This window comes from Vibrio sp. Vb1337 (genome assembly GCF_033338715.1).
GTDB classification, from domain to species: domain Bacteria; phylum Pseudomonadota; class Gammaproteobacteria; order Enterobacterales; family Vibrionaceae; genus Vibrio; species Vibrio alginolyticus.
This window is the reverse complement of record NZ_JAWOTD010000005.1, coordinates 200,043-226,283: the sequence shown is the minus strand read 5'-3', so window position 1 is coordinate 226,283 and position 26,241 is coordinate 200,043. Positions and strand designations below refer to the sequence as shown.

Annotated in this window: 29 protein-coding genes and 1 pseudogene; 19 read left to right on the top strand and 11 right to left on the bottom strand. The window is 42.8% G+C overall.

Annotation, left to right across the window (positions count from 1 at the left end; all coding sequences use genetic code 11):
* The first annotated feature begins 131 nt into the window (after positions 1-131).
* Positions 132-407: a nitrogenase-stabilizing/protective protein NifW gene (locus R7E42_RS08150; protein WP_017635333.1), complete on the top strand. Its 276-nt coding sequence runs from the start codon at positions 132-134 to the stop codon at positions 405-407.
* A gap of 117 nt (positions 408-524) precedes the next feature.
* Here the strand turns inward: R7E42_RS08150 and R7E42_RS08145 are convergent, their stop codons facing one another.
* The gene (locus tag R7E42_RS08145; RefSeq protein ID WP_137282681.1) at positions 525-1,625 is read right to left on the bottom strand and encodes an alkene reductase; all 1,101 of its coding nucleotides are present in this window, start codon (positions 1,623-1,625) and stop codon (positions 525-527) included.
* 11 nt (positions 1,626-1,636) lie between these two features.
* Positions 1,637-2,023, bottom strand: a complete 387-nt coding sequence (gloA, locus tag R7E42_RS08140) for a lactoylglutathione lyase (RefSeq protein ID WP_005376490.1) — start codon at positions 2,021-2,023, stop codon at positions 1,637-1,639.
* 211 nt (positions 2,024-2,234) lie between these two features.
* Here gloA and R7E42_RS08135 point away from each other — a divergent pair, with 211 nt between their 5' ends.
* Together R7E42_RS08135 and R7E42_RS08130 are read left to right on the top strand one after the other, a co-directional pair.
* The gene (locus R7E42_RS08135; protein WP_031781242.1) at positions 2,235-2,663 is read left to right on the top strand and encodes a PaaI family thioesterase; all 429 of its coding nucleotides are present in this window, start codon (positions 2,235-2,237) and stop codon (positions 2,661-2,663) included.
* A gap of 26 nt (positions 2,664-2,689) precedes the next feature.
* Entirely contained in the window at positions 2,690-3,079 is a 390-nt protein-coding gene (locus tag R7E42_RS08130) for a MazG nucleotide pyrophosphohydrolase domain-containing protein (protein ID WP_005376487.1), read from the top strand.
* Between the two features lie 43 nt (positions 3,080-3,122).
* Here R7E42_RS08130 and R7E42_RS08125 read toward each other — a convergent pair whose 3' ends face one another.
* Positions 3,123-3,998 (bottom strand): universal stress protein, encoded by an 876-nt coding sequence (locus tag R7E42_RS08125; RefSeq protein WP_025767825.1) that lies wholly within the window; start codon positions 3,996-3,998, stop codon positions 3,123-3,125.
* A gap of 215 nt (positions 3,999-4,213) precedes the next feature.
* Here R7E42_RS08125 and R7E42_RS08120 point away from each other — a divergent pair, with 215 nt between their 5' ends.
* From R7E42_RS08120 to def, 5 genes are all read left to right on the top strand, one after another.
* Complete coding sequence (locus R7E42_RS08120) at positions 4,214-5,557, top strand: magnesium transporter (protein WP_171342916.1); 1,344 nt, start codon at positions 4,214-4,216, stop codon at positions 5,555-5,557.
* Positions 5,558-5,845: 288 nt separating this feature from the next.
* Positions 5,846-6,388 (top strand): AAA family ATPase, encoded by a 543-nt coding sequence (locus R7E42_RS08115; protein WP_170960430.1) that lies wholly within the window; start codon positions 5,846-5,848, stop codon positions 6,386-6,388.
* Between the two features lie 107 nt (positions 6,389-6,495).
* The gene (locus R7E42_RS08110; protein WP_085569062.1) at positions 6,496-7,941 is read left to right on the top strand and encodes an AGE family epimerase/isomerase; all 1,446 of its coding nucleotides are present in this window, start codon (positions 6,496-6,498) and stop codon (positions 7,939-7,941) included.
* A gap of 537 nt (positions 7,942-8,478) precedes the next feature.
* Positions 8,479-8,943, top strand: a complete 465-nt coding sequence (locus R7E42_RS08105; protein ID WP_017635325.1) for an ABZJ_00895 family protein — start codon at positions 8,479-8,481, stop codon at positions 8,941-8,943.
* Between the two features lie 233 nt (positions 8,944-9,176).
* A complete protein-coding gene (gene def, locus R7E42_RS08100; protein ID WP_005388756.1) occupies positions 9,177-9,683 on the top strand; it encodes a peptide deformylase in 507 nt (168 codons plus the stop codon).
* Between the two features lie 72 nt (positions 9,684-9,755).
* Here the strand turns inward: def and R7E42_RS08095 are convergent, their stop codons facing one another.
* Complete coding sequence (locus tag R7E42_RS08095) at positions 9,756-10,163, bottom strand: helix-turn-helix domain-containing protein (protein ID WP_021707542.1); 408 nt, start codon at positions 10,161-10,163, stop codon at positions 9,756-9,758.
* 84 nt (positions 10,164-10,247) lie between these two features.
* Between R7E42_RS08095 and R7E42_RS08090 the strand changes: the two genes are divergently transcribed.
* From R7E42_RS08090 to R7E42_RS08075, 4 genes are all read left to right on the top strand, one after another.
* A complete protein-coding gene (locus R7E42_RS08090) occupies positions 10,248-10,751 on the top strand; it encodes a DUF2938 domain-containing protein (RefSeq protein WP_005376471.1) in 504 nt (167 codons plus the stop codon).
* Between the two features lie 226 nt (positions 10,752-10,977).
* Entirely contained in the window at positions 10,978-12,006 is a 1,029-nt protein-coding gene (locus tag R7E42_RS08085; RefSeq protein ID WP_017820977.1) for a phospholipase A, read from the top strand.
* 93 nt (positions 12,007-12,099) lie between these two features.
* Positions 12,100-12,558: a hypothetical protein gene (locus tag R7E42_RS08080; protein ID WP_005388759.1), complete on the top strand. Its 459-nt coding sequence runs from the start codon at positions 12,100-12,102 to the stop codon at positions 12,556-12,558.
* A 328-nt stretch (positions 12,559-12,886) separates the two neighbouring features.
* Positions 12,887-13,891 (top strand): metal-dependent hydrolase, encoded by a 1,005-nt coding sequence (locus R7E42_RS08075; protein WP_213891365.1) that lies wholly within the window; start codon positions 12,887-12,889, stop codon positions 13,889-13,891.
* A 40-nt stretch (positions 13,892-13,931) separates the two neighbouring features.
* Here the strand turns inward: R7E42_RS08075 and R7E42_RS08070 are convergent, their stop codons facing one another.
* The 4 genes from R7E42_RS08070 to R7E42_RS08055 form a co-directional block, all read right to left on the bottom strand.
* Positions 13,932-14,324 carry a hypothetical protein gene (locus tag R7E42_RS08070; protein WP_213969411.1) on the bottom strand — a complete coding sequence of 131 codons (393 nt, stop codon included), beginning with the start codon at positions 14,322-14,324 and terminating at the stop codon, positions 13,932-13,934.
* A gap of 499 nt (positions 14,325-14,823) precedes the next feature.
* Positions 14,824-16,584 carry an ABC transporter ATP-binding protein/permease gene (locus R7E42_RS08065; protein WP_318072569.1) on the bottom strand — a complete coding sequence of 587 codons (1,761 nt, stop codon included), beginning with the start codon at positions 16,582-16,584 and terminating at the stop codon, positions 14,824-14,826.
* 117 nt (positions 16,585-16,701) lie between these two features.
* Entirely contained in the window at positions 16,702-17,229 is a 528-nt protein-coding gene (locus tag R7E42_RS08060; protein ID WP_248486356.1) for a carboxypeptidase-like regulatory domain-containing protein, read from the bottom strand.
* 252 nt (positions 17,230-17,481) lie between these two features.
* Positions 17,482-18,096, bottom strand: a complete 615-nt coding sequence (locus R7E42_RS08055; RefSeq protein WP_017820974.1) for a PolC-type DNA polymerase III — start codon at positions 18,094-18,096, stop codon at positions 17,482-17,484.
* Positions 18,097-18,451: 355 nt separating this feature from the next.
* On the opposite strand from R7E42_RS08055, the gene R7E42_RS08050 reads away from it, so the two are divergent.
* From R7E42_RS08050 to R7E42_RS08035, 4 genes and pseudogenes are all read left to right on the top strand, one after another.
* Positions 18,452-19,312, top strand: a complete 861-nt coding sequence (locus R7E42_RS08050) for an immunity 49 family protein (protein ID WP_017820973.1) — start codon at positions 18,452-18,454, stop codon at positions 19,310-19,312.
* Positions 19,313-19,681: pseudogene (locus R7E42_RS08045) on the top strand (threonine aldolase); the annotation flags it as partial. It lies immediately after the preceding gene.
* 82 nt (positions 19,682-19,763) lie between these two features.
* Positions 19,764-20,024, top strand: a complete 261-nt coding sequence (locus tag R7E42_RS08040) for a DUF5062 family protein (RefSeq protein WP_005376453.1) — start codon at positions 19,764-19,766, stop codon at positions 20,022-20,024.
* 224 nt (positions 20,025-20,248) lie between these two features.
* Entirely contained in the window at positions 20,249-20,743 is a 495-nt protein-coding gene (locus R7E42_RS08035; RefSeq protein ID WP_318072568.1) for a YcxB family protein, read from the top strand.
* Between the two features lie 119 nt (positions 20,744-20,862).
* On the opposite strand, the gene R7E42_RS08030 is transcribed toward R7E42_RS08035, so the two are convergent.
* From R7E42_RS08030 to R7E42_RS08020, 3 genes are all read right to left on the bottom strand, one after another.
* On the bottom strand, positions 20,863-21,603 hold the full coding sequence (locus R7E42_RS08030; RefSeq protein ID WP_172563782.1) for a helix-turn-helix domain-containing protein: 741 nt from the start codon (positions 21,601-21,603) through the stop codon (positions 20,863-20,865).
* A 104-nt stretch (positions 21,604-21,707) separates the two neighbouring features.
* Positions 21,708-22,169 (bottom strand): carboxymuconolactone decarboxylase family protein, encoded by a 462-nt coding sequence (locus R7E42_RS08025; protein WP_005376442.1) that lies wholly within the window; start codon positions 22,167-22,169, stop codon positions 21,708-21,710.
* A 197-nt stretch (positions 22,170-22,366) separates the two neighbouring features.
* Positions 22,367-23,278: a DMT family transporter gene (locus tag R7E42_RS08020; protein WP_047104114.1), complete on the bottom strand. Its 912-nt coding sequence runs from the start codon at positions 23,276-23,278 to the stop codon at positions 22,367-22,369.
* Positions 23,279-23,371: 93 nt separating this feature from the next.
* Here R7E42_RS08020 and R7E42_RS08015 point away from each other — a divergent pair, with 93 nt between their 5' ends.
* From R7E42_RS08015 to R7E42_RS08005, 3 genes are all read left to right on the top strand, one after another.
* Complete coding sequence (locus tag R7E42_RS08015; protein ID WP_054730378.1) at positions 23,372-24,277, top strand: LysR family transcriptional regulator; 906 nt, start codon at positions 23,372-23,374, stop codon at positions 24,275-24,277.
* Between the two features lie 266 nt (positions 24,278-24,543).
* Positions 24,544-25,371, top strand: coding sequence for an MBL fold metallo-hydrolase (locus tag R7E42_RS08010; RefSeq protein WP_225455282.1), 828 nt, complete (start codon positions 24,544-24,546; stop codon positions 25,369-25,371).
* 250 nt (positions 25,372-25,621) lie between these two features.
* Positions 25,622-26,023, top strand: a complete 402-nt coding sequence (locus R7E42_RS08005; RefSeq protein ID WP_005388788.1) for a VOC family protein — start codon at positions 25,622-25,624, stop codon at positions 26,021-26,023.
* Positions 26,024-26,241 lie beyond the last annotated feature (218 nt).

The window sequence follows — 26,241 nt, the reverse complement described above, 5'->3', positions numbered from 1 at the left end:
GGGTTAACGAATTCCCAAATTGAATTTCAATATGGAAAACCCATAAAGAATGATCTTAAGAAGCGCTAAATCAAAGAACGTAAAGCGCGAGGCACTTAGACTTCATTGAAAATGATTACGCTAAAGAAACGATGACAGAGAATACGATTCAGGAAAAAATTGCCAGCTTTACTTGTATCGAAGAGGCTTTGGATTACTTCGACATCGAGTTTGATAGCCGATTTATAGAAAACAACCGAACCGAGTTGGTTAAGAGGTTTAACGGCTACTTAATCCTCACTAAACCGGATGATTGGTTTTCAGGTCGTCGTGCTTTAAAGAATGCTTACTGTAAAGTACAACGCCGTTTGCTCAGTAAAACGACGCGCTCTGCGTGCCGAGGTTGTACATCTTGTCAAAGACGTTAATTCTGGTGGCTTGCCTAAAAAGAACCCTGCATCTTGGCGTCACAGGGGGAAGAGCAAGGTTCTTTTGGGTTAGCTATTGGTTTGTCGCGAGTTGCGAATCAGCTTTACGTAGATGAATTAACCCGCGTGGTACGCAGGGTAGTCCACTAAGCCTTTTTCACCGCCGCCGAACAATGTGGCAGGGTCATGTTCTGCCAGTGGATAGCCATGCTTGATGCGGCTTGGTAAGTCGGGGTTTGCAACAAACGGACGGCCAAAGCCAATCATGTCAGCTAAACCACTTTCAATCGCGTGTTGCGCCTTTTCTGCGTTGTAACGACCGGCATAGATCAGTGTGCCTTTGTACGCCTCACGAACTGCGGTTTTAAAGTTGTGCGGAGTGTCTGGCGCGTCGTCCCAATCTACTTCTGCAATGTGAATGTAAACCACATTGAGTTTATCAAGCAGCGCTGCAGCGGCGGTGTAGGTTTCGACTGGCGTACTATCAACGGTGCCATTTAACGAAGTGAATGGCGCAAGACGAACACCAACACGCTCAGCGCCAATGGCTTGCGTCATCGCTTCTATCACTTCACCAAGAAAACGCAGACGGTTTTCAATAGAGCCACCGTATTCATCGGTGCGGTTATTCGCTTCAGAATCGATAAACTGGTTAACCAAGTAGCCATTCGCTGCATGAAGCTCGATACCATCGAATCCGGCTTCTATCGCGTTTAGTGCGGCTTGGCGGTACTCTTCAATAACGTTCTTGATGTCTTGTTTGGTCATTTCACGTGGCTCAACCACGTCGACAAAGCCCGGTTCGTCTGTGCCGTTATCGACAAATACTTTCACGTTTTCTGCTTTTAGCGCAGAAGAAGAAATAGGTTGCTCACCGCCAATGTTATCAGGGTGAGTCACACGACCAACGTGCCACAATTGCGCGAAGATAGTGCCGCCTTTCTCGTGCACTGCATCAGTTACTTTTTTCCAGCCAGCAATTTGCTCTGGGCTGTAAATGCCTGGTGTCCATGCATAGCCTTGACCCATTGGCGAAATTTGTGTGCCTTCAGCAACGATTAGGCCCGCTTCAGCACGTTGAGCATAGTAGGTCGCCATCATGTCGTTAGCGATATTACCTGGTTGAGAAGCACGAGAACGCGTCATCGGAGGCATAACGATACGGTTTTTTAATGAGAGAGAGCCAAGTTGAATGGGTTGAAATAATGCGTCTGTCATAGGAAACCTCGTTATTTTTGAGTTTGGATGAGTTCGATTTGGTAACCATCGGGATCTTTAATGAACGCGATGTGAGTTTCTCCGCCTTTCATTGGACCTGGCTCGCGAGTAACGTTGCCACCAAGCGCTTTAATTTTTTCGCAAGCGGCGTAAATATCTTCAGACCCCAGTGCCATGTGTCCGAATGCGTTACCCAAGTCGTAACTGTCGGTATCCCAGTTATAAGTTAGCTCGATGGTCGCGCCATCTGGTTGATCAGGGTTACCAACAAACACCAGTGAGTAACGGTATTCTTGGTTTTCAAAACGATCCAAAACACTCATTCCCAGAACTTTTGTATAAAATTCGATAGATTTGTCTAGGTCAGCTACACGGATCATCGTGTGGAGAAACTTCATAAGTCGCCTTTTCATAACGTTGCGTAATCACTATGCAAACCATATCGCCACTCTAAATAAACTGGAAATTATCGTTAATTATTAAAATGATTATTTAGTGTTATGAAAAGCGAGGTTGCTGGCCCTGCAACATGCAAACAAAGATTACTCGCCGTTTCTTTTTAATTGTTGGCATATGCTAATTACTCTTTTGAGAAACCGAGTAACTATCATGTCTACAAACAGCTATTGTCATTACACTCACGAATCTCATCATCAATGTGCGGTTTGTTCTTCAATTAATGTGAATCCGAACTCTTTGGCCGTGAACTACCAATACCTAGCCGATGGTTCTGTTGTCGGAGAGTTTCACGTTTTACCGCGTCATCAAGGTTACACAGACCTGTTGCATGGTGGTATTGCCAGTTCGCTTCTCGATGGTGCAATGACGCATTGTTTGTTATCTAGAGACATTCAAGCCCTTACGGCGCAGTTGGATGTGCGCTACCATGCACCTATTCAGTTAGATGATCGAGTCACGATTACTGCACACTGTGAAGGTGAACGACGCGGTATATATCAACTGGTGGCTCAATTGCGGGTCGAAAGCGAAGTTAGAGTGACGGCTAAAGGGAAGTTTATTCGTCCTAAAAAGGCATAAATAAAAACGTGTTCTACGGAGAGGCAATGAAGAAATTTGATGAGCTGTATGCAATTGCGACGAGAAAATCTCAATATGACCAAACCAACACTTGGTTTAAAGGCGTAGAGACTTATCTGGAGGCCATTGGCAAAGAAGTTGATGAAGTCCGCGAAGAGATTCGTGAGGATCGCCTTTGTCATTTGGAAGACGAGTTAGGCGATGTGTTGTGGAACTATCTTAACGTATTAAAAGCGCTGGAAAGAGAAAAGGGCATAGATCCTGAGAAAGTACTCGAAAGAGCCTGCAACAAATACGATCAGCGTGTATCTGCGATTGAGTCGGGACGCAGTTGGGATGAGATAAAACAGCAGCAGAAACAAGCCTTGAACGCAGAGCATGAAGCCGCGCAGTTAGAAGATGTAAAGAGCCAATAACTGCGCTTGGTATTGAAAGGGTTGGTTAATAGGGAATACCTAGTCAGCCCTTGGAACTGTTGACCAACAGTAGGTCACAAGGTGGTTGATCAAGTAACGTGTCTACAGTGCTGCCAGACCAAAATTGAGATGACATGCTTCGTTTACATGCCCCCATAATCAAAATCGCTGCTTGTGATTGCTTAACTGCTTTTGGTAACGCCGTTTCAGGGTTTCCTTCCGGTAATAGTAATGGAACTCGCGTTAACTTTTGCGCACTAATAAAATCTGTAATGCCTGCTTTTTGATTGCTTAATATCTCTGCACGATAGCGAGAGAGGTATGGTGCGACGTATCGGCAGTAAACGAGCGTCATTTTCCCGCTTAAGGTTTGTTCTAATTTTGAGCCTCGCGAGACGATGGCTTTATCTACTATCGACTTTTCATCCCCTCGATGAAGTGGGTCGATTGCACAAAGCATGTTGGCGTGAGAAGGCCATGACCGCTCACTCAGTAGCAACAAGTCGCAATCTTGTTGTGCTAGTTCTGTGAGCATCGTTTGAATCTCGTGTTTGTTAAAGTGTCCCACGAGCAGTAAGTCAGTGTGGTCAACAAGTCGTTTCGCAACTTGCTCAACCCAATGGCTCCCTTTGAAATGCTCGTAAGAGAGCGTTGGTGTTTCAAGCTCTTCTTCTTCACAAAGTTCGACAATTAATGCGTTGAACTTTAAGGTCCAAGCTTCAAACTCAGCTTGTCTTTTTTCTATATGGTCAGAGTTGAAACTGAGAAAATGAGCGAATGCGTGATCTTCACTTCGGCGATGGTCTTCCACTAAAACCACAATAGGCTGAGCCAACGCTGTCGAAAATTGAATCACTTTACGAAGCACCTTACGACTTGGTAAGGCGGCCTGCTGAGTCAGAAAAAATACAGGTGCCATTGATTACTCCATTATCAAACAAGGCGAATGAGCCTGACACACATTCAAGTCTATACCATGAACTGATGCAGAGGCGTTTTGTTTCTGCGAGCGAAATATAAATTCCGCAATTAAGTCAACTATCGCCTAGAATTTTAACATCAAGAATTCATGCCTTCGGATAGCACATATCGTCAATGTGGCGAATGTGGTAGTGAAAGCTATAGGTAAAAGTAATGATAGATTCCAACCAATTGCAAATTAACCGCAAAGTGCCACATTTGCTTGCTGAGATCATTAAAGCGATAGAATCGACCGAAGACTTGAGCTTTTTGAAAGACTATCAAGAAGCACAGATTGCGAACATTTTGGAATCGGTCAACATTGCTTACCGTAAGCGTGTCATAGAAGCAGTGCCGCCTGAGAAGTATTGGACGGTATTAAATTTGCTCCGATACGACACCGCCAAGCACATTCATCAATCACTCAATAAAGACTTACAACATGAACGCTTGGCGTACATAACGGATTCAGAACTGATCATCTTTGCGGACTTTCTACCGACCGAATTTGTAGATGAATACCTTATTGATCAAAGTGAAGAGTCTGTCGCGCATATCCAACAAGCATTGTCGTATGAAGACAACAAAGTTGGACGTTATGCCGAGCCTCACTTTCTGGTCGCAAACCCTAAAAACAGCGTAGGAGGCATCAAAACCGAGCTGCTAAAACGTGGGCAAAGTCCAGTGCGGTTGATTATTGTGCGTGATGCAAGTGGTGTGATTGGTACGATAGAGCCGCAAACCCTGTTGCTGCACGAAAATCATATCAAACTTACCGACTTGACCGTAGTTACGCCAATTCTAGAAGATATTCAAACGATTCAAAGCGTCAGCAAACAAGTCTCGATTGATGGTGGAGCACATTGGTTTCCTATCATGGCTGGTGGCAAAATTATGGGCGTCTTGTCGATGGCGACCATCGCGATTACGTTGCGCGAACTCAGCCTACAAGCTGTAGTGGCAGAAAACGTACGAAGCGAAGAAGATTTGTTCACACCATTAAGCGTGGCGACAAGGTTAAGAGCACTTTGGCTAGTGATTAACTTGCTGACCGCTTTTGTTGCCTCTGCCATCATTGGTATTTTTGATAATGTGGTCGAGCAAGTCGTTGCGCTTGCTATCTTAATGCCTGTTGTGGCGAGTATGGGCGGCATCGCAGGTAGCCAAACCTTAGCGGTGGCCATTCGGGGTATCGCATTGAACCACTTGCACCAAAGTAACTTGAAGCTATTGGTGAATAAGGAATTAAAAATCGCCACCATTAATGGTTTAATTATGGGATTGGTGATCGCGGGTGTCGTTTACATGGTGTTTGACTCTTGGCCATTGGCACTTATTATTTGCTGTGCCATTTTCCTCAATAGTTTGGCGGCCGCGGCATCGGGTACGTTGATACCATTCACGTTGAAGAAGTTTAACATTGACCCCGCCGTGGCTGGCTCGGTAGTATTGACGACCGTTACCGACGTCGTCGGTTTCTTTGCGTTCTTAGGCTTAGGTGCCATTTTCTTGATATAGATATCCAATTGACGCGTTAACCAGCAGGACCAATCGCACCATTTCCCAACCCAGTATTTTGGGCGAGCTTGTTTCGCTCAGCATTCCTCCGTTTTCCATAACCGATGAACACGTCGTTTCGGTTCTTACTTTGTATATCTCTTCACTGCCCAGTTCTATTCCCCAAATTTCCCACTACCGATCTCGCTAACGCTGGCGTGCCAAATGCCAATTTCAAACGCCAGATGATGCCCATTTTCTTGGCTGTACACGCATTACTTCACTCAAACAAAAAATAAGGAAAAGATTTTGAATAAACTTATCGTATTCTCTGGTGGTCCCGGTGCAGGGAAAACTTCGGTAATCGAACAGCTAAAAACACAAGGTTTTATCTGCGCGCCAGAAACCGGCCGTCAAATAATACAAACGCAGGTTGCCAATCACGGTTCAGCATTACCTTGGAATGACAAACAAGCTTTTCGAGACGAAATGATGAAGGCAGAAGTGAGCAATTACCGAGCTTTCAATGTCCACCAAGGGAATGTGTTTTTTGATCGCAGTATTGTGGACGTATATGGCTACAGTAAGTTGGAACAACTGCCAATCTCGCATGAGCTCATCACGCATTGCCAGACGCTTCGTTATCATTCTCAAGTATTCATTTTTCCACCGTGGACGTCGATATTCAGCAACGACGAAGAGCGAAAGCAAGATTTTTCTGAAGCGGTGGCTACGTATCAACAGATGGTCAACGCTTATCACAAATTTGGTTATCAATTGATCGAAGTGCCCAAAATGTCAGTCGAAGACAGAGTAGCGTTTATTCTCGGCTCAGTCATCGAACAAGGCTGAAAGATGATTGATGCAAACAAATGCGTAAGGCGATTGTGAGCACGACAACAATATGCGTAAAGGGAGTTATTTATACTGGATAAAATTCAATAACTTAATTGAGTGTTATGTCTTTTAAATATCTTACCTTATTGCTCGCAACGACGAGCATGAGCAGCTTTGCTGATGTAGGCCTGCCTTCGGGGGATGATTGGTTAAACCATGTGACGAATGGCCTAGCCCCATATTGGATGATGGAAAGCGCGCATGGACAACCTGCGGGGAATTTTCCGACTTTTCGTTGTGATAACGGTGTCATTCTCGACCCACAAAAGCCGTGTGGAGAATTAAACAAAGGGTGGATTAGCCCGCACTTCGATCGCGAATACACCCGCATGAAATCGCGCCAAACTTACGCTTATGGCGTGCTTTTTCATCTTACGGGTGACAAGCAAGCATTAGAGCTGGCAAAGAAAGGGGCTTATTACCTGATTGATCATCTACAAGATGAGAAAAACGGCGGCTTTGTGAGCTTTACGCGTAGTGGGAAACCGGGGATGGAGTGGCAACAACGAACTTCTCAAGACCAAGCTTACGCCTTGGTGGGTTTGGCGATGTACTACTACTTGACTCAAGATCCAAAGGTCGAACAAGCGCTCATCGACCAGCAAGCGTTTATATTTAAACAATACCGACGAAGCGATGATCGCGGTCTGGCTTGGGTTTTGAAAGACGGTGATGGGGAAAGTGCGAAGCAGCAAGAGCTAGTCGCTCAACTTGACCAGATCAATGGCTATCTGTTGTTAACGGCGCCACTTTTACCAGCGCCAGCGCAAGCCAAGTGGAAGCAAGATCTGCAATGGCTGACGAAAGTGATGCTAGATAACTACCATTCCGTCAAAGAGCAGCGCTTTTATGGCGCGATACACCACAAAGCGGTAATGATGCCAGATGCGAAACACAATGATTTTGGACACACCATCAAAGCGTATTGGATGACGTATCTCACTGGTCAGTTGTTGGAAAATTCCAATTGGACAGAGTTTGGTTTCAAAGGAATGAAACACACGCTTAAGCAAGCGCAATATCAGCAAAACTTTGAGCAAGTCAAAGCACTTTTCTCACCAGAATGGCAGAGTAAATGGGCACAAGAGAGCATTCCTGCTTGGCAATCAAGACCATACAAGCACTATAGCTCGTCTTGGGAATGGGCAGAACTCGATCAAGCGGCGATGACAGTTTCTCTTGTCGATGGTTCGATGAAAGAAACGCTTCAATACACGTTACCCACTTTTATGGACGTATGGGTGGATCATCAATATGGAGGAGTCGGTCTGAGTCCTAAATCAACCAAAGCGTTCCATTGGGGAAATGGTTACCACCAGTTTGAACATGCGTTGGTCGGGTATTTGTACGCGCAACAAATGGCAAAACAGCCCGCCAAGCTTTACTACGCGCGACCAGCAGAGAATAAAATGCCACTTAATCCGTATTACTTTAGCGCAGACGTAAAATCGTTGTCGTCACAAAGTGATGGAGTCGCCACCGCGACATTCACCAATATTCGACCTTAGGTTGGTCGATGGTGATGTGTTAGTTAAAGTCCGCGTAAAAGCCAATAAAGTCCTCCGATAGCAAGGATGACTATTAGCTATCTAGGTCTGTCACTAGATAAGCTTCAAGCAGTAATTGTGTAGGTAATGACCCCTGGGCGCTTATAAAAAGCCGTCAGAACCACTGGTTTTGACGGCTTTTTATTTTATGACAGGTAGAGGATTCAATTTTCAGCGCGATAGGTCCATGAAAACTTAAGTGAGATTCCAATCACGTCGCATAGTCTCACTAGTGTCATTGGAAATAAATGAATTGTTTCTGATACATAGAACGTATTAACATGGTTGCACTGGGCCCATATGAGTAAACTTATTGAATATACAATTTGAGAGAGAGGGTTTAGTTTTAAAAAATAACAGTTAGTTGGAATCTAGGTTAAATGAAAATAAAACTATTTAAAAAGCTACAAGTTGTATTTCTTGTGGTGTTGTTTCTCTAGGTTGTCCAAGCGGAAGCATGATCTAAAACGCTTATTTTATTCAAATAAATGGAAGGAAATGAAAGTGGAATTAAAAAATAACTATTCAGAATCAGAAATAAACCAGCCACCATCGGTACTTCTTGTTACGTCTCTGTTGTGTCTGGCGTCCGTTTGTTGGGCTGCATTGCTGTTGGCCATTGAATATATTGTTGGGATAGAAATGAGTGGTACAGGCTTTCTTAGCACGTTAATCCCAGCCATGAGTGTTGGTTATTACTTCGGCTACAAGACTGGAGATGTAATGCCATCAAAAACAAGATGGTATGCTGTTTTACTGTGGACTTTAGCAAGTTTGGTAGTGTTCTCTCTTATCTTAATGTCGTTAGATATTTCTCCGTTTTATTTATTATCTGAGCTCGGTGGGGTAAGTATTTTTATTGCTATCATAATGCTAATAACGATTGGCATCGCCTACTTAATTTTAAAAAGTGGTGAGAAAATGGCGATTAGAGTATTACTCAAAGCCAAGGAAAGTCAGTAGATAAAATACAACAAACGATTCAATTAGGATCATGACAAGACGTCAGCCATAATGTGCTGGCGTTTTAGTTTCCTGTTTGTAGGATTTTTATCTAAAAGGCAAACCCATTTATTGTGTTGTAGTTTGAGTTAATGGTTTATACCTTGTGCGCAAGATAGCTTAGCAGGTTTATGTATCGAGAAACGTGTGTATAATTCGCCACGAATTACGATTTATAGATATGAAAGGTAAGTATGGCAGTCCTCGAAATTCTCTCCATTCCAGACCCAAGGCTTAAAGTAAAAGCAGAAAAAGTCACTGATGTATCGACAGTACAAACGCTGATAGACGATATGCTAGAAACACTTTACGCAACGGGCAATGGTATCGGTTTAGCTTCAACCCAAGTAGGCAGAAAAGAGGCGGTTGTTGTCATCGATATCTCTGACGAACGCAATGATCCTTTAATCTTGGTTAACCCAGAAGTGGTGAGCGGAGAAAACAAAGCACTTGGTCAAGAAGGGTGCCTATCTGTTCCTGAGTACTACGCAGATGTAGAGCGTTACACGTCAGTTGTTGTTTCTGCACTAGACCGTGATGGCAACCCGATTACAATCGAGAGCGATGAGTTCTTGGCGATTGTGATGCAGCACGAAATTGATCACCTATCTGGTAACTTGTTCATTGATTACCTTTCACCGTTAAAGCAAAAAATGGCGATGAAAAAAGTGAAGAAGTACGTAAAATCGCAAGCTAAGTAATATGAAAGGAAGTAACTCACAACCGCGAGTTACTTCCTTGTAAATCAAGAATAGGACGGTAGGGAGAGCGGTTTATCTCTGCTTTTGGGGGACATAACGCTTTACGACCTTCATAAGCCTTTGAAATGAAGAACAGTCCATATGTGACTCATGAGGGCAGGTGGCAACATGGTTTAGGCTGTCTCGCACCGCTTTCAAACGTTTTATTTGCTCATCAATCTCAAGTGCCTTTTTCGTTAGTAAGTCACGATCGATATATGGCTTTGAAACTTCTGATTGATTCAACATTTCTGCCATTTCGTTAAGCGATATTCCAGCGATACGCCCCAAACTAATTAAATTGAGTGTATTGAGTACCTCTGGTGAATATTGGCGTCTCAATCCATTCCTTCCTATCGAGCGAATTAACCCCAGCTGTTCGTAGTACCTGAGCGTTGAAGTCGGCAATCCTGATTTTCTAACCACTTCTGCAATATCCATATTATTCCCCATTGACTTCAAGTTGGCTTTAAGTTGTAGCATGCAACTAAGACCTTAACAAATCAAAAACTTGAGGAGAGAAAAATGCTGCTTTTAATGGGATTGCAAGCGGTGCTAATAGGGATTGGTGCCACTTTGATAATGGATTTATGGGCATGGTTACAAAGGAGAGTGTTTGGTATTCCTTCATTAAACTATGCGTTGGTTGCGCGCTGGGTTTTGTACATGCCCCAAGGAAAGCTTATGCATGCGCCAATTATGGCGTCAGAGGCGATGCCGGGAGAAAAGTCACTTGGCTGGTTTTTGCATTATGCCATCGGCGTTACTTTCGCTTTGGCTCACGTTACTGTTTTTGGTCATCATTGGTTGGTAGAGCCCAGTCTAATGCCCAGCTTAATTACAGGCGTGGTAACGTTGATCTTCCCATTTTTGGTCATTCAACCTTGTCTAGGATTTGGTTTTGCTGCGAGTAAAACCCCAACACCTTGGAAAGCCCGTTTTCTTAGCACATTGGCGCATTTGGGTTATGGTTTGGGTTTATTCATAGCCGGGTTTGCAATCAAAGTTACGAGCCAGTATTTTGCATAGATAACATGAGCATCATGCAAACGAGTGGTTTTTATCTATGATGCTCAACTCTTGGTTGTTTTTTGCGCTTTGATCATAGTTGACCGATATGTCTAAAGTCTGTTGCATTTATCCAAGACGTAAAGTCGGCGGACATTTAACATTGCCTTAACGTCAGAATGGCAAGCGGTTTACCAAGAAAAACTAAAATTATCTGGTTTGACATAAAGAATATTAAGGGTTTCAGATGGCTTCAAAAGTGGCAGGGATATCAATACTGAGTTTATTGGCAGCGCCAGTTGCGATGGGAGAAACAGCCAGTGCTTATGATTTATGTTTGCTAGACAAAATAAAGCAAAGCAAAGGTGAAGAAACCATAAAGAGCATTCGCGCGCAGTGTGAGCTTGACACAGTAACCAGCACAGTGCCCGCAGATCCAGAAATTGAAGAGCCTGAAGAACTTCAGGAAAGTTTGGTCGACAAGCGTTTGGAATCAGAACGAGAAAACGCGTTCGAACCGTTTAGCCTAGTCGCGCATCGCGTTAACTATATTCTTCCGTTTACATACAGTGATCGTGTAAATAAACGCGCGTATGCCGACACCAAATACGGCGATGAACTGCGTAAGGAAGAGGCGGAGTTCCAAATCAGTTTTAAAGTACCAATGAACTATGATGACTTGTTGTTTGATGGCGATGGTCTGTTTTTTGGAATGACTCTTAAATCATTTTGGCAGGTATACACGGGTGCAGCATCTCGTCCATTCCGTGAAACCAATTATCGTCCAGAGCTTTTTTACTACACCCCAACAGACTGGAAACCACTTGATGGTTCGACTTGGTTAGGTTTTGGTATTGAACATGAGTCTAACGGTCAGAGACAGGAGCTATCGCGCAGTTGGAACCGTGTCTATGCCAACTTAACCTTTGCAAAAGACAATTTTGCGGTTTCTATCCAGCCTTGGTGGCGTATACCTGAAGATGAAAAGACATCGCCTAATGATCCCAAAGGTGATGATAACCCGGATATCGAAGACTATATGGGACACTTTGAGCTATCGAGTGCTTACAAGTGGAATGGTTACGAGTTTACCTTTTTAGGTCGCCAGAACTTTCAAACACATAAGGGTTTTGCAGAACTGGGTGTGTCATTTCCGATTTGGGGCAAAGTTCAGGGGTACGCACAATACTCAGCGGGTTATGGTAAGAGCTTGATCGACTATGATCATAATCAGCAGCGGATTGGTGTTGGTATTGCAATCAACGGTGTTTTGTAGTTTTTCGTAGATGGATAGAAATTAACACTGGCAATTGAAATTTCAATATTTAGAATGCGAGGCTGAAATTGATTTCTAACCTAGAGTGATTTTATGCTTCGTGATTACACCTTCGATTGTCTTGTAACTATGCCTCGCCATGAGCTGGAAGAGTTTAGTGCTCGTATGATCAGTAAAATGGTGCCAGAAGACGTGATGAATGAGCTGTTCACTTTTGATCAAGAAGAAGTGGATAGTGAAGACCGCATGTTGTCTGCACGTCTTGATGCAATGCTACGCATGACAGCAATCGCACTGAGTGAAATTCAACAAGCGTTTGATGACTCAGACAACGCAAAGCAAAATAGCGAGCGAATGACGCGATTGGTGCTTTGGCATTTCTACGCGATCTCATTCCGTTTGGAAGAGGCCATCACGCTAGAAACACACTGTGCTCTAGTGGAAAAACTAATCGAAAATGCACCTTCGGATGTTTTTGCGTGGGTAAAAACATTGACGGAGCTGCTGCACACTTACGCTGAAATCAACGCGAAAGAGAATCCTCAAGACTAAACACCTGTCGTTTATCGTTCAGTAAATTAGAAACAAGGCGAGCCATTGGGTTCGCCTTGTTTTTTCGCGTCAGATAAACCTTCGGGTTTGAAATACCAAACAAGCCTAGACTCAGATTTGTTCGTTCACTAGCGAACGGCGTGATTCCTTCTTACACTAAATCAAGGTGTTTGTTGCTAAACAAGCAAATGCATGACTAAGTCGTGTATTGTTTTCCACTTAAATGCGGATAATTTATGTCGAAGAACCTTCTGGTTTTTAAATTGGAACCGACTATTGAGCGTGTACGCTTTCCAGCTGAGCTTCATCTATCTAAAGGAAGTGAACGATGGATCCGTTAACGCAAGGTTTATTGGGTGCAGCTTTGCCACTGGCGGTGAGCAACAAGCGAAACCTTGCAGTTGTTGGCGTGTTGGGCGTGGTCTCTGGGATGGCTCCGGATTTAGATGTGCTAATCCGTTCTTCAACTGATCCTTTGCTGTATTTGGAATACCATCGCCAATTTACTCACTCGCTCTTGTTTATCCCGTTTGGTAGTTTCATTTGTGCTTTGTTGTTGTATCCATTGTTCGCAAAAAAGCGAGGACTAAGCTTCCGGCAGAGTTGGTTTTACTGCGCGCTTGGTTATAGTACCCATGCGTTATTAGACGCATGCACCAGTTATGGAACACAGCTTCTATGGCCGATAAGCAACACGCGTTATGCTTGGAACACTATTTCGGTAATCGACCCCGCGTTCACACTCCCTATTTTAATATTGCTTTTGTTTGTTGCACTGAAGCGAAGCCCAAACTATGCCCGCATTGCATTTTTATGGTGCCTGGCTTACCTAAGTCTTGGAATGATCCAGCGAGATAGAGCAGAAGTAGCTGGTTGGGAAATCGTCAAAGAGCGACAACACAACGCTATACAATTAAAAGCCAAACCAAGTTTCAGCAATCTTTTGGTTTGGAAACTAATTTATGAAACGGAAGAGAGCTACTATGTAGATGCCGTAAGGGTGGGGCGTTCAATAAAAATTTACCCTGGCGAATCAACTCCAAAGTTAAATATAAAAGAGCAATTTCCGTGGCTAAACCCGCAATCGCAACAAGCAAGAGACATCGAACGTTTCCGTTGGTTTTCAAACGGTTTTGTAGCGACGGATCCGAATAATGAAATGCGAATTGTTGATATGCGTTATTCCATCGTACCAAACCAAATTAATGCGTTATGGGGCATCAATCTATCCCCAAAAGCCAGCGCAGACGCGCACGTTGAATACACTGCTCATCGAGGAAGTACTGCAGAAGATCGCCAAGTTTTTTTCAACATGCTTACGGATTTTGAGTGATGGTTTTACTTTGGATGTCGATGCGGTTTCGTAATAACTATTACGCAGACTGAAAGTCCTTTACTAGGGTCGGCTTGCTAGCGAAGAAAATCTTGCCAAACAGGGACTTGTACTTCCAGCCAAGAGACAAAAGCCGTTTAGCTAAATTCTTGTTTTCAATGATTGCAACCTCAACACCTTGGTAGTGGTAAGGATTGCTTTTGATGTAGTCGATAAATGCAGTAAGCACGCCTTGCCCGCGAACGGAGGGTGCAAAGTTGACTGCTACAATAGAAAAGCGTTGGCTACCTGATGGGCAACGGACTAAACAGTGCCCAAGAGGATGAGTAATAGTCTCAGAAAATTCAGGAAAAGGGCGAGACTCAAGCTCTTGAGAAAGCGCATCGTATCGCTGACATAGATAAGAAAATAGTTGTTTCGCTTCGCTGTTCATATCGGTGCCGCTTTTGTGTTGCTTGGTTTAAAGGCATTGATGTCTCAAACATTGTAACCATAGATAGCAACACAAAACGCGGTAAACTTTTTCAGCAATGATTTCCTATTTTTGAAACCTAGATTGTTACAAATGAAGTTGAATGGTTTTTATATGGTGGTTGTGAACGGTGTTTCTAGTTGAAGGAAGAATACGCTGGTTACTGGATTCTTACTGGAATTCCTTTGTTAAAAGGCGAGCTGCTTGGTTTAATGCCGCTCGTTTAACTGCGAGTGGCATCTTTTGTATTTCGTCACCTTGTACAGCGACGATGGGATATGATGTGGGATCTTCTATCCTAGCTTTTCATGGTCTAAATTATCTCATTAACCACTCAGAGCGCTGCTATTAGATTCCTAGTCTCGCAAGGGCTCGCTGGACTGACACAAAAACATCGTTAAACTCCTGTTATTAAATTATTTGGTCCGCCTTTGCTTATTTTTGAGCGCTTAACTAGGCGTTACTCCAAGTGCTTAAATTGCAATGCCACAAGTCGCTGATACAACTCACAGCTTTGCATTAATGATTGGTGGTTACCAACATCGACTAATTCGCCATTGTCGAGCACCGCAATTTTATCCGCATGTTGGATAGTCGAAAGACGATGAGCAATGATCAGCGTTGTGCGTCCTTTCATTAGAGCTTCAAGTGCTTTCTGAACGTGATGTTCACTTTCACTATCAAGGGCGCTGGTAGCTTCGTCTAGCAGTAAGATTTTTGGATCTTTTAGAATCGCGCGAGCAATCGCAATGCGCTGCTTTTGTCCGCCTGATAGCCTAACGCCGCGCTCCCCTAAAAAGCTGTGATAGCCTTCGGGAAGCTTCTCAATAAACTCATGGGCATGGGCTTTTTTCGCGGCTTCGATAACTTGTTCATCCGTCGCTTCAGGATTACCGTAGCGAATATTATGGAAAACATCATGGCTAAACAGCGCTGGTTGTTGTGGTACGAGCGCCATTTGACGTCGAAGCTCGTTTGGATCGAACTGTCGAATATCTTCACCACCAAACAACACTTGCCCTTTTTGCGGATCATAAAAGCGTTGCAGCAGTTCGAATAGTGTTGTTTTACCTGCACCAGAAGGGCCGACCAACGCCAACACTTTTCCTTGTTCAGCAGTTAGATTTAACTCTTTGATAGCTGGTTGATTTGGGCGAGAAGGGTAGTTGAAACTCACTGAATTAAAGTTAACCTCAGCAGGCATGTCGGCACGGACAGGCAAATGGTTGCTTGGCGCTTTAATATCACTGGCTACTTGAAGGATCTCAATCAGCCGTTCGGTAGCACCTGCGGCTCTCTGCAATTCACCCATGACTTCGGAAATGGTTGCAGTCGATGAGGCAACCATAATGGCATAAAACACAAATGCGGCTAGGTCACCCGCAGACATTTTTCCGTGAATCACATCGCTGCCGCCTACCCAAAGCATGCCTGCAATCGCGCTGAACACAATCACAATAACGCCTGATATCAGGATCGCTCGCTGCTTTACTCTCTGTCTGCCTACTTCATAAGCTTTTTCCACCTCGACAGCGAAAGCCGCTCGTTCATGCGACTCTGAGCTAAAACTTTGCACGGTTTTAATATGCTCTATCGCTTCTCCAGCGTAGCTTCCGACATCGGCCATTGAGTCCTGACTTTGGCGAGAGAGCGCACGCACGCGTCGTCCATAAAACAAAATCGGAACCAGAACCAAAGGCACAGAAGCAAGCACAATCAGCGTGAGCTTAACGTTAGTGGCAAACAACATTATGATGGCCCCAAAGCACATCAAAGCGCTACGCATCGCCATCGAGAACGATGAACCAATAATGCTTTGCAGCAATGTGGTATCGGTAGTCAAGCGCGACATAATGTCGCCACTACTGTTGGTCTCAAAATAGCTCGGATGCAGCGTAATCACATGGTTAAACACCGCAAGGCGAATATCCGCACTAACGCGCTCACCTACGGAAGAGACAAGGTAAAAGCGAAAGAAAGTCCCAATGGCAATACACAATGTGACACCGACAATAAACTGAATCGCATTGGTAAGCTCTTGCAATGATTGCTGAGCAAAGCCTTGATCGATAAGAATGCGCACGCCGTAGCCGACGGATAGCGTTAGGCTGGCTGTTGCGATTAGGGCAACTAAGGCAGCAGCAACACGCCATTTATAAGGTGAAACAAAGGTGTTGAGTTTAAGAAGAATGCTGAGATTTTTGTTATTTTTTCTGCTCATGAGTGACTCACAAAGCGTTTTAGGTACCTGGCATAGTAAGCCAGTTTGGTTGGTGAGACCAGCGAACTGCCGCGTTCGGATTAGGAAGTTGAGGAGTTTGATAGAGTAAACATTACTCTATCTGTTTACTTTTAAGTAATCACTTAAGTCACATTGACTACTTACGGAATCCCCATGGGATTGAAATTCAAACTTTCTGATGGGGTTGGTGGCTTCGCAGTTTAAATTAGACATATTTACTCTTTCCTTCATACCGATGACATGATGCCTGAAAATTCCTTTCCAAATAACAACCTTTTGATTGGCAACGGTTGTGGTCACTTCTACACTGCATATTGTTTGAAATAGGCCATCGAAAATACTTAGAACTTTGTTCCTTTTTCTGAAAACAGGATCAAACTTGAATTCCCCATTTGTATTCGTGGTGAAGCTACGTTCGAAAGAACGATTTGCTGACCGAATGTTAAGTACTACATTTGCATTCTTTATGGGAGTATCGTTCTTCGTAATACGTCCTTTTATGCTTGGTGTAAACTCTTGAGCTTCCTTACCAAAAAATAAAAAGCCAACAGCAAAAACAGAAATCAGTACGAGTATGAGTAAAGCTGCAAACTGTTCTAAGAACAGAAAAACATTGTTGATCATAGCTTACAAATCAGTAGTCAGTGAATACACCTCGAATTGTTGCGTATTGTCTCGAGTGACTATAGCGAGTATCTAAATCGGTGAGACATAATTCACGATTTTTTTAGAAGTTTTGGAGGATAGAGTGACCCAAGCGATCTTTGTTTTGAATAAGAAGCACTGCGATATTGACAGATATAACCAATATCGCATGTATATCGAAAATCACTTAAACGTCTAAGAGACTAGAATCAGCTTTTAGTTCGGAGGGTGTTACGCACGGCTTTTGGCGAGTAGCAGGTCGACTTTTCCTTTGGCTGTTTTACTGACCGTTTGCATCAACTGAAAACTTGGTTTTTCGACGCCTGAGTTTTCTATCCCTTCGACCATTAAGAGCCAAAGCTTGGCTGTCATTTGCGCATCGGCTAGTGCACGGTGGAAAACGCCGTCGTTGTCGATATTTTTATAGCGAACAAGTTCACTTAACTTATGTGATGGGGCATCTTGAATGAGCCGTCTTGCCACCAGTAAGGTGCAAGCAAACTCACCCGAATAACCACAGTTGATTCGTTCAAGCTCTGCATCTAAAAATCGTTTATCGAAGGACGCGTTGTGAGCGATAAGGTTCTCGCCAGCAATGAACTCACTAAATGACGCCATTACCTCTTCGCAGCTTGGTGCCGATCGCAACATATTGTTGGTAATGCCGGTGTAGTTCTCAATGAAAGAACTCACTCTGAAACCGGGATTCATGAGTTGCTGAAAACTATCGACAACCTCGCCATTGACTAACTTTACTGCACCAATTTCTATTGCGCGATCACCTAAAGTAGGAGAGAGACCTGTGGTTTCAAAGTCGAGTACGACCACAGAGTTTGCTTGAGGCATAAAATTTCCAGCTGAGTAATATTGCGCAAGAGTATTATCGAAAGCGACAGAAAAAGAAAGGCGAACACAATGGTGAATATCTGTCTATCTTTACTCCACAAAGTCAGTATTCGTCGTCCACTGTTTATGGACAGGTACGTTCTGGCTTACCCATCGCGGCTTGTGCGGTAGCCTTATATTTCAAATGTTTTTCGGCTTTTCGATTCATTTCAATTAAGCATTAACTTTCGATACAACATACTGATTATAAATTGATTTTATAAATCAACTTCGGCATCATTCACGGCTTGATTTTGAGGATGAATATCATCACAGCAAAAAATTAGAACAATTTATAATGCGAGGCTAGGGAACGATGGAAACAATAAAAAATCACTATTTAGATATACCTGAAGAAAGAAAATTGCGTATTTTTCGTGAGGAAGATGAAGATTTTTACAACTTCTGGGAAGAAATGCTTGATGAAAAACAATCTTTTTATCAGCAACCTCTCAAAAGAATGAAAGGCGACGCTTGGTATTCGCTTGATTCATTCTTCACTGCTTCAAAATACGGACAACATCAGGCCTCGCCAGCTTATATAAAAAGAGCGCTTGAGTTACTGAATAACGTGTACTTGCTGGCCAATCATTCAGACAAAGTGGTTGAATTCTCCGTTGGGCACCGACATTTTTCGGAAGTAGGTAACCGTTCTATTGCAGGGGGAACGATGGATGCTTGGTTGGATGAAATCTGTTTAGCGATGGCCGCGAGAGATTGGCGCTGCGTAGAGCTGATGACCATCATGGATGAGTCGTTAGTGCGTTTAAAAGATCCATTCGATGTTGCGCTAGTCGAGTTCGTTAACGGTGTATTTAGCAATTCATCAGCGTTACCAGAGTTATTGCAAACTGTGATGGAGAAATCCTCCCCGCAATACTTAGAATCAACCAGAGTGCCATATGTACACTCTTTGTTTATTCCATTTGTGAATGTGTTTGTTGCCATTATCGATGGCGATGAGGCACATTATCAAGAGGCACTGAGGGATGCGTTAGAGGCGCATTACCAGTTCTACATAAATGAAGATGTTCGCTATTCGCCAAAAGGAAATGTTTCTCTGAAACTGATTGGTCTTGCTGCATTGGCATACGATAAGTATGGCTGGACAATTCCAGAAACCGCATATTTGCCAAAGTGGCTCGTTTACGGTGAGCATGATCTCTGTTCTAAATAAATCATTAGTAGAACACCTTATGTAGTGTCTGCGGCAATGCCGTTCGATGAAAGGTTGGCGCAGCTGCGGGCTCTGTTTGAGCGAACAAAACAAATCTACAAGATCATTGATGAGTTCCCATCTTTGGCGGTAAGACCAACCCAGCCTCAAGCAAATATGTTGCACCTTATCCTGCCATTTAGCTGCGAAGAGTTGAAAGAACTCCAACACACGTTTGCCACGGAAAAGGGCATTTGGTTTGGTAACCCGCAAGTCACGGCACATCCAAATCAATCGATTGTTGAATGGTATATTGGTGACTACCTGCTCAATCTTGGTGATGACGAATTAAGGTCGTTTTTCAATCAGTTACTCGGTAAGAAGGCATAAACTTATCAATATGCGAGCTTACTAACACGCCATACGCGACACTTCATGTATTCTTAATTGAAGCGAAGAAGAGGATTTATAAATGTCAAAAAGCTCCAAGCTTCACAATGAAGACAAACTGGTTAAGAAGGCACTAGAGATTGGTGGGAAGATGGCGAAGCTACAAGGCTTTGACCTTCCTCAGTCACCACAACCTCTAAGAGTAAAAGCGATTTACCTATTCTTGGTTGATGCTAAACAGATCACGCCACTACCGGAAAGCAAGCTAGACGGCGCAAGCATCAAACACCGACTGGCAGTATGGATACACAGTGCGTTGCCAGACAACGACCCTCTAAAGTAGAAAACCTCAACAAGTCACACAGGTTATTAATTAGCAAGGCGAGCCAAATGGTTCGCCTTGTTTGATCTTGGCGAGTGCACCGAGGTCTTTTGGCGTGGCGGTATCATTGATTTACAAAACAGAATCAAAAGGACTAAAGATAAATCCCGAGAAGCGCTACAATGCAGGTGTTGCGAGAGTGCAACCAAGATTACTCATTTACAGAAGCCTTGAAGTAACCATACATGTCTAAAGATTTCGAATTCACTACAGAATACATACTCGACAAGCCTTTCTTTGCTGAGTGTTATGATCAAACTAGCCAGCCAACGAAGTTCCCACAAGCGTACCTAAAAGGGATGCTGTTTCTTATCTTTGGTGTGGTTTTATTGGAGTTTGAACTGCTACCTAACGGTTATGTCGGTTGGTTCTTTATCGTATTGAGTGTGATTGAAGCGTGCAGCGTTTACTTCAAAAGAACTTGGTGGCTGTGGCGTCAAACCATCAGCTCAAGCCGCGGCAGTAAAGTGGTGTTTGAAGTGAATGCAGATGGCGTACGCTACAAAAGCGGTAAAGTTGACCGCAGCCTCGCTTGGAATGATATCGACCAATTCGAACAAACTGATTTGGGCTTTATCCTTCACCTTGGTAAACAACGCCAATACATCAGCAAATCTTGCTTAAATGAAGAAGCGATCGCGTTTATGGTAGAGCGGCACGCGGCATCAAAAGCGAGCTAACCAACTCACATCAAGCTGGAATGAGCGATCGAAAAAGTAGGTGATATATGATCGAACATTGTAACAAGTATATGGTCGATTCTGAATCAATTGGGTTTGATGTAGAAAGCTAATAAGGTTTAGAGGTTTCTCTTTCGGACATACTGCTTCGGTGTCATGCGCGCAATCTGCTTACACTCTCTAGTCATGTGTGCTTGATCGGAAAAACCTTGCTCTAGCGCCAACTCCGATAAAGTAAGATCGGGTTGCGCTCGGAGTTGCTCTAAAGTGTGCTTAACTCGTTTAATGCGTTGGTAATGTTTAGGAGTAATCCCCAACCATTTCTGAAAATTGCGCTCTCTCTGGCGCTGACTGATGGTCCCTGTAGGTTGGTCAATAATGTGGCCGACATACCGCGGTTCATATTCGTCAATCAGTGTTTGAACCCAGCGATATAACGTAGAAATCCTTGCATATGGCGAACGCGCTGTTTGCAGAGACTCAAATGTTGCTAGCGCAGAAGAAGCCAAAGGGTGGTCGTCTTGAATCCGCAATAGCTGTTCTAGACGTTTACCAAATAGTTGATAACTAACAGCAGGATGAAAGCGTACGCCAGTCATCACCGCACCTGGCGGTAGGCAGACCTGATGTGCCAGAATGCTTATAGGTAGTAGGACAACCCCTGGCGTTTGCCACTCACCATCCATTTGTACTTCATTCTGTAAAATGAATACCACACCTGTACCAGCATCACTGAGTAATTGTTTACGTACGGTTTGCGTCGTATCAGGTTTGACGGATGCTGACCAAATGGCTTGAACATAGCCAGCTAAAGCCTTTTGAGGTTTTAAAATATCAAATTCTAAGTTCAAATGAATCATCCTATTTAACCTCAACTTAAATGAGAAAGTGATACACATGTACTTTTCATCCTATTAAGTTGAGGTATAAGCAGTGGCTTACAAGTAAGAACCGTCAAATAGAATTATCGAGGTTTATAGACTCCAACCTTTGGCTTAAATGCCTTAACTATTCGGTTCCAACTATTGATCGCGTTGATTGCAATTGTTAGGTTGACCATAGCTTCTTCTCCGAAGGTATTCAAGGTCAGCTGATAGGTATCATCATCTACTGGTAGGCCAGCAGTTAGTAATTCAGCCCAACCTAGTGCAACGTGTTCTGCATCGCTGTAGAATGGCATATCTTTCCATGCACTAAGCCCCCATATGCGTTCCGGCTTTTCACCTAACTTAAGCGCATCTTTACTATGCATGTCGATACAAAATGCACATTGATTGATTTGCGATATGCGTAACTTAACCAGTTCCCATATGATCATGTTCATAGTTTCTGATTGGCTAAATTGTTCATGGAAGTAAGCTTCCTGAGCGTATAGGATTTCTATTGCTTTTGGCGCTACTTCAATATAGTTGAGTCGTTTTTTCATGGTCATTCTCCTTTGTTTTTTACATAGTAAAAAACGCTCTTAGCAAAAGATTGAAGATTTTCGACATGCACTCAATAAAGTTAGATAAAAGAGTGAACGACGAAAGCGAAAAAATGTACCTATTGGAAACCAAGAAAACTTATGCCAATTAACAAAGTATTGCTCTAAATAATGCGACTTAAGGTTGGCGTCTATTTTTACTCCACCACCTTCCGTAAACGAGCAAAAGGTGCTGAGTTACCTATATACACACCAGCCGCAACGATAAAGACGCCTAAAACATTTTCCCATTGAGCCTGCTCACCAGAAATGAACGAAATCAGTAGAGTGAATACCGGCATAATATTAAATAATGGAGACATTTTATCTGGACCAAGAACGATAGCACCTTTCATCCAAAAGTAATAAGCGATCAAAGTGCCAAACAGGCTCATGTACGCTATTAGTGATAGGTCTTTAAATGTTATGGCATTTAAGCTACGGCTAAAGTCGCCGTGGTACATCGCTATAGCGACCATTTGAATGGCACCAATACTTAACACCCAACGTAACTGCTGAGTTACTGGGATATGAGATGTTAAACGCTTCGCTAGAATTGTGTATAAACACCCACTAATTAAAGCAAATAACATGTATAGATCACCAATATTACTATTGCTGCTAATAGAATGAATATTTCCCCCTGTAATGACGATTACCACTCCACAAAAACTGATTAGTGCACCTAAAATAGTTTTAACCGAAATGGAAGTTTTGAGAATAAAGCCCGACAACAAGATAGTGACAAGTGGTAGATTTGCCTGAACAACCGCTGCGTTAACTGGGGTAGTAAAGCTCATTGCAGAGAAAATAGAGAAGTTTTGGATAGTTACCCCCACGGTTGCTATAACAAACAACGACAACATACTTTTTCGTGTGAGCTTGGCTCCATATGGAGAGCGTTTAGTACCTCTTATCAACAAGAGTATTAAAGCTGCAACGGAAAACCGTAACGTCGCTGAATCCAAAGGAGAGACATCGCTATTAATAGCCTTTATTACGTTAAAATTACTAGACCAAAAAAAGATAGCGACAACAACACCGCACCAAATTGATAAATGCTTAGACATAGATCTTCCTGATAAAAATTAACTTGACGCGATAATGCTATATATTTCATATTTGATTTTTAATAGCCAAATTTAAGAGGGTTAATCCCAAATATGGAACGTCACTCTTTGGATGACCTTTTGTTATTCGTTTCTGTTGCTCGTTATCAAAGCCTAACACAAGCATCTGAGCGTCTTAATGTCCCGTTAGCCACGCTAAGCCGGAAGTTAAAAAGGCTGGAAACAAACTTAAATTGCAGACTATTTAACCGCAGTGCACACCACTTTGCGTTAACAACTGATGGCGAAAAATATTATCAACTCTGTGAGCCATTACTTCTTAGCTTAAATAATGTGACATCGAGAATTGCGACTGAGCGTCAGTCTTTAAGCGGAACGATAAAACTATCAGCGCCAATTAACATGACACAGATGTGGTTAAAGCGGTGCGTTTATGAATTTGCAGAGCAACATCCGAAGATATGTATCGATTTAGATGTACAGAATGAAAAAATCAATCTTGTATCTAACCGTGTCGATGTTAGTTTTCGTCTTGGTGATCTTATTGAACAAGACTGGATTGCTCAGAAATTATGGTCGATTCCATTTGCGCTTTGTGCATCACGAAGCTATTTAGAACAACACCAACCGATTACCCATCCAGAACAACTTGTTCATCATCGCCTAATTACGGTAAACAACGACAGCCAATGGAAATTAGTTAATCAAATCACCAATGAAACATTTGATCATCCGCTAAAGTTTCAATTCACTTCAAATGATGTACTACTAGTTAGAGACGCCGTCATCCATGGTTTAGGAATTGCGTGGATTCCAACCTATTACTTTCATGAGCTAAATCATGATCAACATAACCTGCTGCCTTTGTTGCCGGAATGGCAATGCTCGGGTAAAGAAGTATTCATTATGTATCGAGACCGCGATAAAAGGCCTGCAAGAGTTGATGCATTTATTGAACATGTCTTAAATTGGAAAAATCGCATTCAAATGTTTGCTTGAAAGAGGTTTATCACATTGTGCTGTGCCGGTAACCTCAAGTGAAGCTTCATGACTCTGCTTCAATTGAGTTCATTTATTTAACCTCTAAAAGAATCATGAATACATAGGCAGTTAATGGGATTCGAGTTTACAAGTGATTCGGTCAGCTAAAACTCAAGCTAAGTAGAAAGTATTTGCAGTTGTATTTGCCTCTGAAAATCGTTTAGAGCTTTCTCATCCGCGAAGTTCTATAAGAAATTATTAAGGATATATTTGTGTGCGATTTCGTGAAAAAAATTATTGTAGGTTTACTTTTCAGTGCTTCGTCTTTTGCTTCCTTAAGTCAATATGTTCCAGCAATGAATGATAAGAACGGTTATGTAGAACCATTTCAGATGTTTGATAATGTCTATTATGTAGGAGACAAGTGGGTCTCATCATATGCCATTGCTACAGAAGACGGACTTGTTATCATTGATACGCTTGACTTCCCTTACTCTGAGTGGATACCTATCAACCTAGAGAAGCTAGGGCTAAAAGATAAGCCAATAACGCACATATTGGTAACTCATGGGCATTCTGACCACGTTGGGGGCGCCCAGTTACTTCAAGAGAAGTATGGTTCCAAAGTCGTGATGACCAAAAGCGCTCATGAACTATCTATACAGCAATCAAACAAAAGCGAAGGTGAGAACAAGTTCCTTCCTCCAAATTTAGACATAGAGATAAAAAGCGATAGCTCCATGGTTATTGGTGGACATGAGTTTAAGTTCTATCTCACACCTGGCCACACGGAAGGTGATTATTCCTTAGACTTCGCTGTTGAAGATAATGGCGAACAATATCGTGCTTTTATCGTTGGTGGGCATAGCGTAAGTAGCAATGATCCAGAAGTTATTGGCCAGTTCCTGACTAGCATGGAGAAAATTAGAAAAATTTCACTACAGGCACCTATTGTGAACGTTAACCTTTCGAACCATCCACATAAAAATTTCCTTTTTGAAAATAGGAAGAAGCTCGGCACAAGCGGTAACCCGTTTATCAGTGAGGCAAACTTCTTCATGTTCCTTAAGCAACAAGAAGATTTAGCTAAGGGAAAACTAGAAGAACTATAATACCATGGTATACGAGCAGCCTTCGTTATTAGGTTAGAGGTTTACTCTTGAGTTATAGCTAAGGCTTTAATAAGTTGCTCAATCAAGATTCGACACTGGTGGCAGCTATATTGTTTGTCGGTTCTAGTGACAAAGGCGCTGTGCGTAAACATTCGTATTGTGTGCCTTAAACCTTTGCAAGGCGTTACGTGCTTTCTGGAAAAGTCTCAAAATAGCGTACAATTAGCGTTTTGACACAGCGGAAATCATCATGGCCAAAACTGTTCAGCAGCAAATCGGAAACATTGCTCTAGTCGTTGAAAATTACGACGATGCTATCGAGTTCTATACTCAAAAACTTCAATTCACTCTGGTTGAAGATACCAACCTAGGTGGTGGTAAACGCTGGGTTCAAGTTTCTCCTCCAAACTCCAATGGTACAAACCTACTTTTAGCTCAAGCGAGTACACCGGAGCAAACGCATGCAGTAGGAAATCAAACAGGTGGTCGTGTTTTCCTGTTTCTGCAAACTAATGATTTTTGGCGTGACTACGAGTTGATGAAGAAAAATGGTGTTGTATTTAATGAAGAGCCTCGTGTGGAAGAATACGGGACAGTGGTGGTGTTCCAAGATCTCTATGGTAATAAATGGGACTTACTGCAACTGAACTAGAAACTACATAGCACCTGCATAGCATAGTGTTCATGAGGAGTTTCCAACAAGCCTTTAAGGCTCTGAGATATTAGTGCTAATTCAAAGGTTCTCAGAAGTTACTGTATTTCTAAATCACTTTTGTGCAAACAATAACTAGCCATCATTCCTTCTCGATGTATCAACAAGTGTTAGGGCGGCACACCAAAAACAAAAAGGCGAACCAAACGGTTCGCCTT

Excerpts from the sequence above, each read along its gene's own strand:
- R7E42_RS08145 (WP_137282681.1), bottom strand. The coding sequence starts at position 1,625 with ATGACAGACGCATTATTTCAACCCATTCAACTTGGCTCTCTCTCATTA.
- R7E42_RS08070 (WP_213969411.1), bottom strand. The coding sequence starts at position 14,324 with ATGAACAGCGAAGCGAAACAACTATTTTCTTATCTATGTCAGCGATAC.
- R7E42_RS08055 (WP_017820974.1), bottom strand. The coding sequence starts at position 18,096 with ATGCCTCAAGCAAACTCTGTGGTCGTACTCGACTTTGAAACCACAGGT.
- R7E42_RS08020 (WP_047104114.1), bottom strand. The coding sequence starts at position 23,278 with ATGTCTAAGCATTTATCAATTTGGTGCGGTGTTGTTGTCGCTATCTTT.
- R7E42_RS08040 (WP_005376453.1), top strand. The coding sequence starts at position 19,764 with ATGTCAAAAAGCTCCAAGCTTCACAATGAAGACAAACTGGTTAAGAAG.
- R7E42_RS08065 (WP_318072569.1), bottom strand. The coding sequence starts at position 16,584 with ATGAGCAGAAAAAATAACAAAAATCTCAGCATTCTTCTTAAACTCAAC.
- R7E42_RS08110 (WP_085569062.1), top strand. The coding sequence starts at position 6,496 with ATGTCTTTTAAATATCTTACCTTATTGCTCGCAACGACGAGCATGAGC.
- gloA (WP_005376490.1), bottom strand. The coding sequence starts at position 2,023 with ATGAAGTTTCTCCACACGATGATCCGTGTAGCTGACCTAGACAAATCT.
- R7E42_RS08095 (WP_021707542.1), bottom strand. The coding sequence starts at position 10,163 with ATGGATATTGCAGAAGTGGTTAGAAAATCAGGATTGCCGACTTCAACG.
- R7E42_RS08060 (WP_248486356.1), bottom strand. The coding sequence starts at position 17,229 with ATGATCAACAATGTTTTTCTGTTCTTAGAACAGTTTGCAGCTTTACTC.
- R7E42_RS08120 (WP_171342916.1), top strand. The coding sequence starts at position 4,214 with ATGATAGATTCCAACCAATTGCAAATTAACCGCAAAGTGCCACATTTG.
- R7E42_RS08035 (WP_318072568.1), top strand. The coding sequence starts at position 20,249 with ATGTCTAAAGATTTCGAATTCACTACAGAATACATACTCGACAAGCCT.
- R7E42_RS08005 (WP_005388788.1), top strand. The coding sequence starts at position 25,622 with ATGGCCAAAACTGTTCAGCAGCAAATCGGAAACATTGCTCTAGTCGTT.
- R7E42_RS08135 (WP_031781242.1), top strand. The coding sequence starts at position 2,235 with ATGTCTACAAACAGCTATTGTCATTACACTCACGAATCTCATCATCAA.
- R7E42_RS08050 (WP_017820973.1), top strand. The coding sequence starts at position 18,452 with ATGGAAACAATAAAAAATCACTATTTAGATATACCTGAAGAAAGAAAA.
- R7E42_RS08025 (WP_005376442.1), bottom strand. The coding sequence starts at position 22,169 with ATGAAAAAACGACTCAACTATATTGAAGTAGCGCCAAAAGCAATAGAA.
- R7E42_RS08030 (WP_172563782.1), bottom strand. The coding sequence starts at position 21,603 with ATGATTCATTTGAACTTAGAATTTGATATTTTAAAACCTCAAAAGGCT.
- R7E42_RS08150 (WP_017635333.1), top strand. The coding sequence starts at position 132 with ATGACAGAGAATACGATTCAGGAAAAAATTGCCAGCTTTACTTGTATC.
- R7E42_RS08105 (WP_017635325.1), top strand. The coding sequence starts at position 8,479 with ATGAAAGTGGAATTAAAAAATAACTATTCAGAATCAGAAATAAACCAG.
- def (WP_005388756.1), top strand. The coding sequence starts at position 9,177 with ATGGCAGTCCTCGAAATTCTCTCCATTCCAGACCCAAGGCTTAAAGTA.
- R7E42_RS08085 (WP_017820977.1), top strand. The coding sequence starts at position 10,978 with ATGGCTTCAAAAGTGGCAGGGATATCAATACTGAGTTTATTGGCAGCG.
- R7E42_RS08075 (WP_213891365.1), top strand. The coding sequence starts at position 12,887 with ATGGATCCGTTAACGCAAGGTTTATTGGGTGCAGCTTTGCCACTGGCG.
- R7E42_RS08080 (WP_005388759.1), top strand. The coding sequence starts at position 12,100 with ATGCTTCGTGATTACACCTTCGATTGTCTTGTAACTATGCCTCGCCAT.
- R7E42_RS08125 (WP_025767825.1), bottom strand. The coding sequence starts at position 3,998 with ATGGCACCTGTATTTTTTCTGACTCAGCAGGCCGCCTTACCAAGTCGT.
- R7E42_RS08130 (WP_005376487.1), top strand. The coding sequence starts at position 2,690 with ATGAAGAAATTTGATGAGCTGTATGCAATTGCGACGAGAAAATCTCAA.
- R7E42_RS08015 (WP_054730378.1), top strand. The coding sequence starts at position 23,372 with ATGGAACGTCACTCTTTGGATGACCTTTTGTTATTCGTTTCTGTTGCT.
- R7E42_RS08090 (WP_005376471.1), top strand. The coding sequence starts at position 10,248 with ATGCTGCTTTTAATGGGATTGCAAGCGGTGCTAATAGGGATTGGTGCC.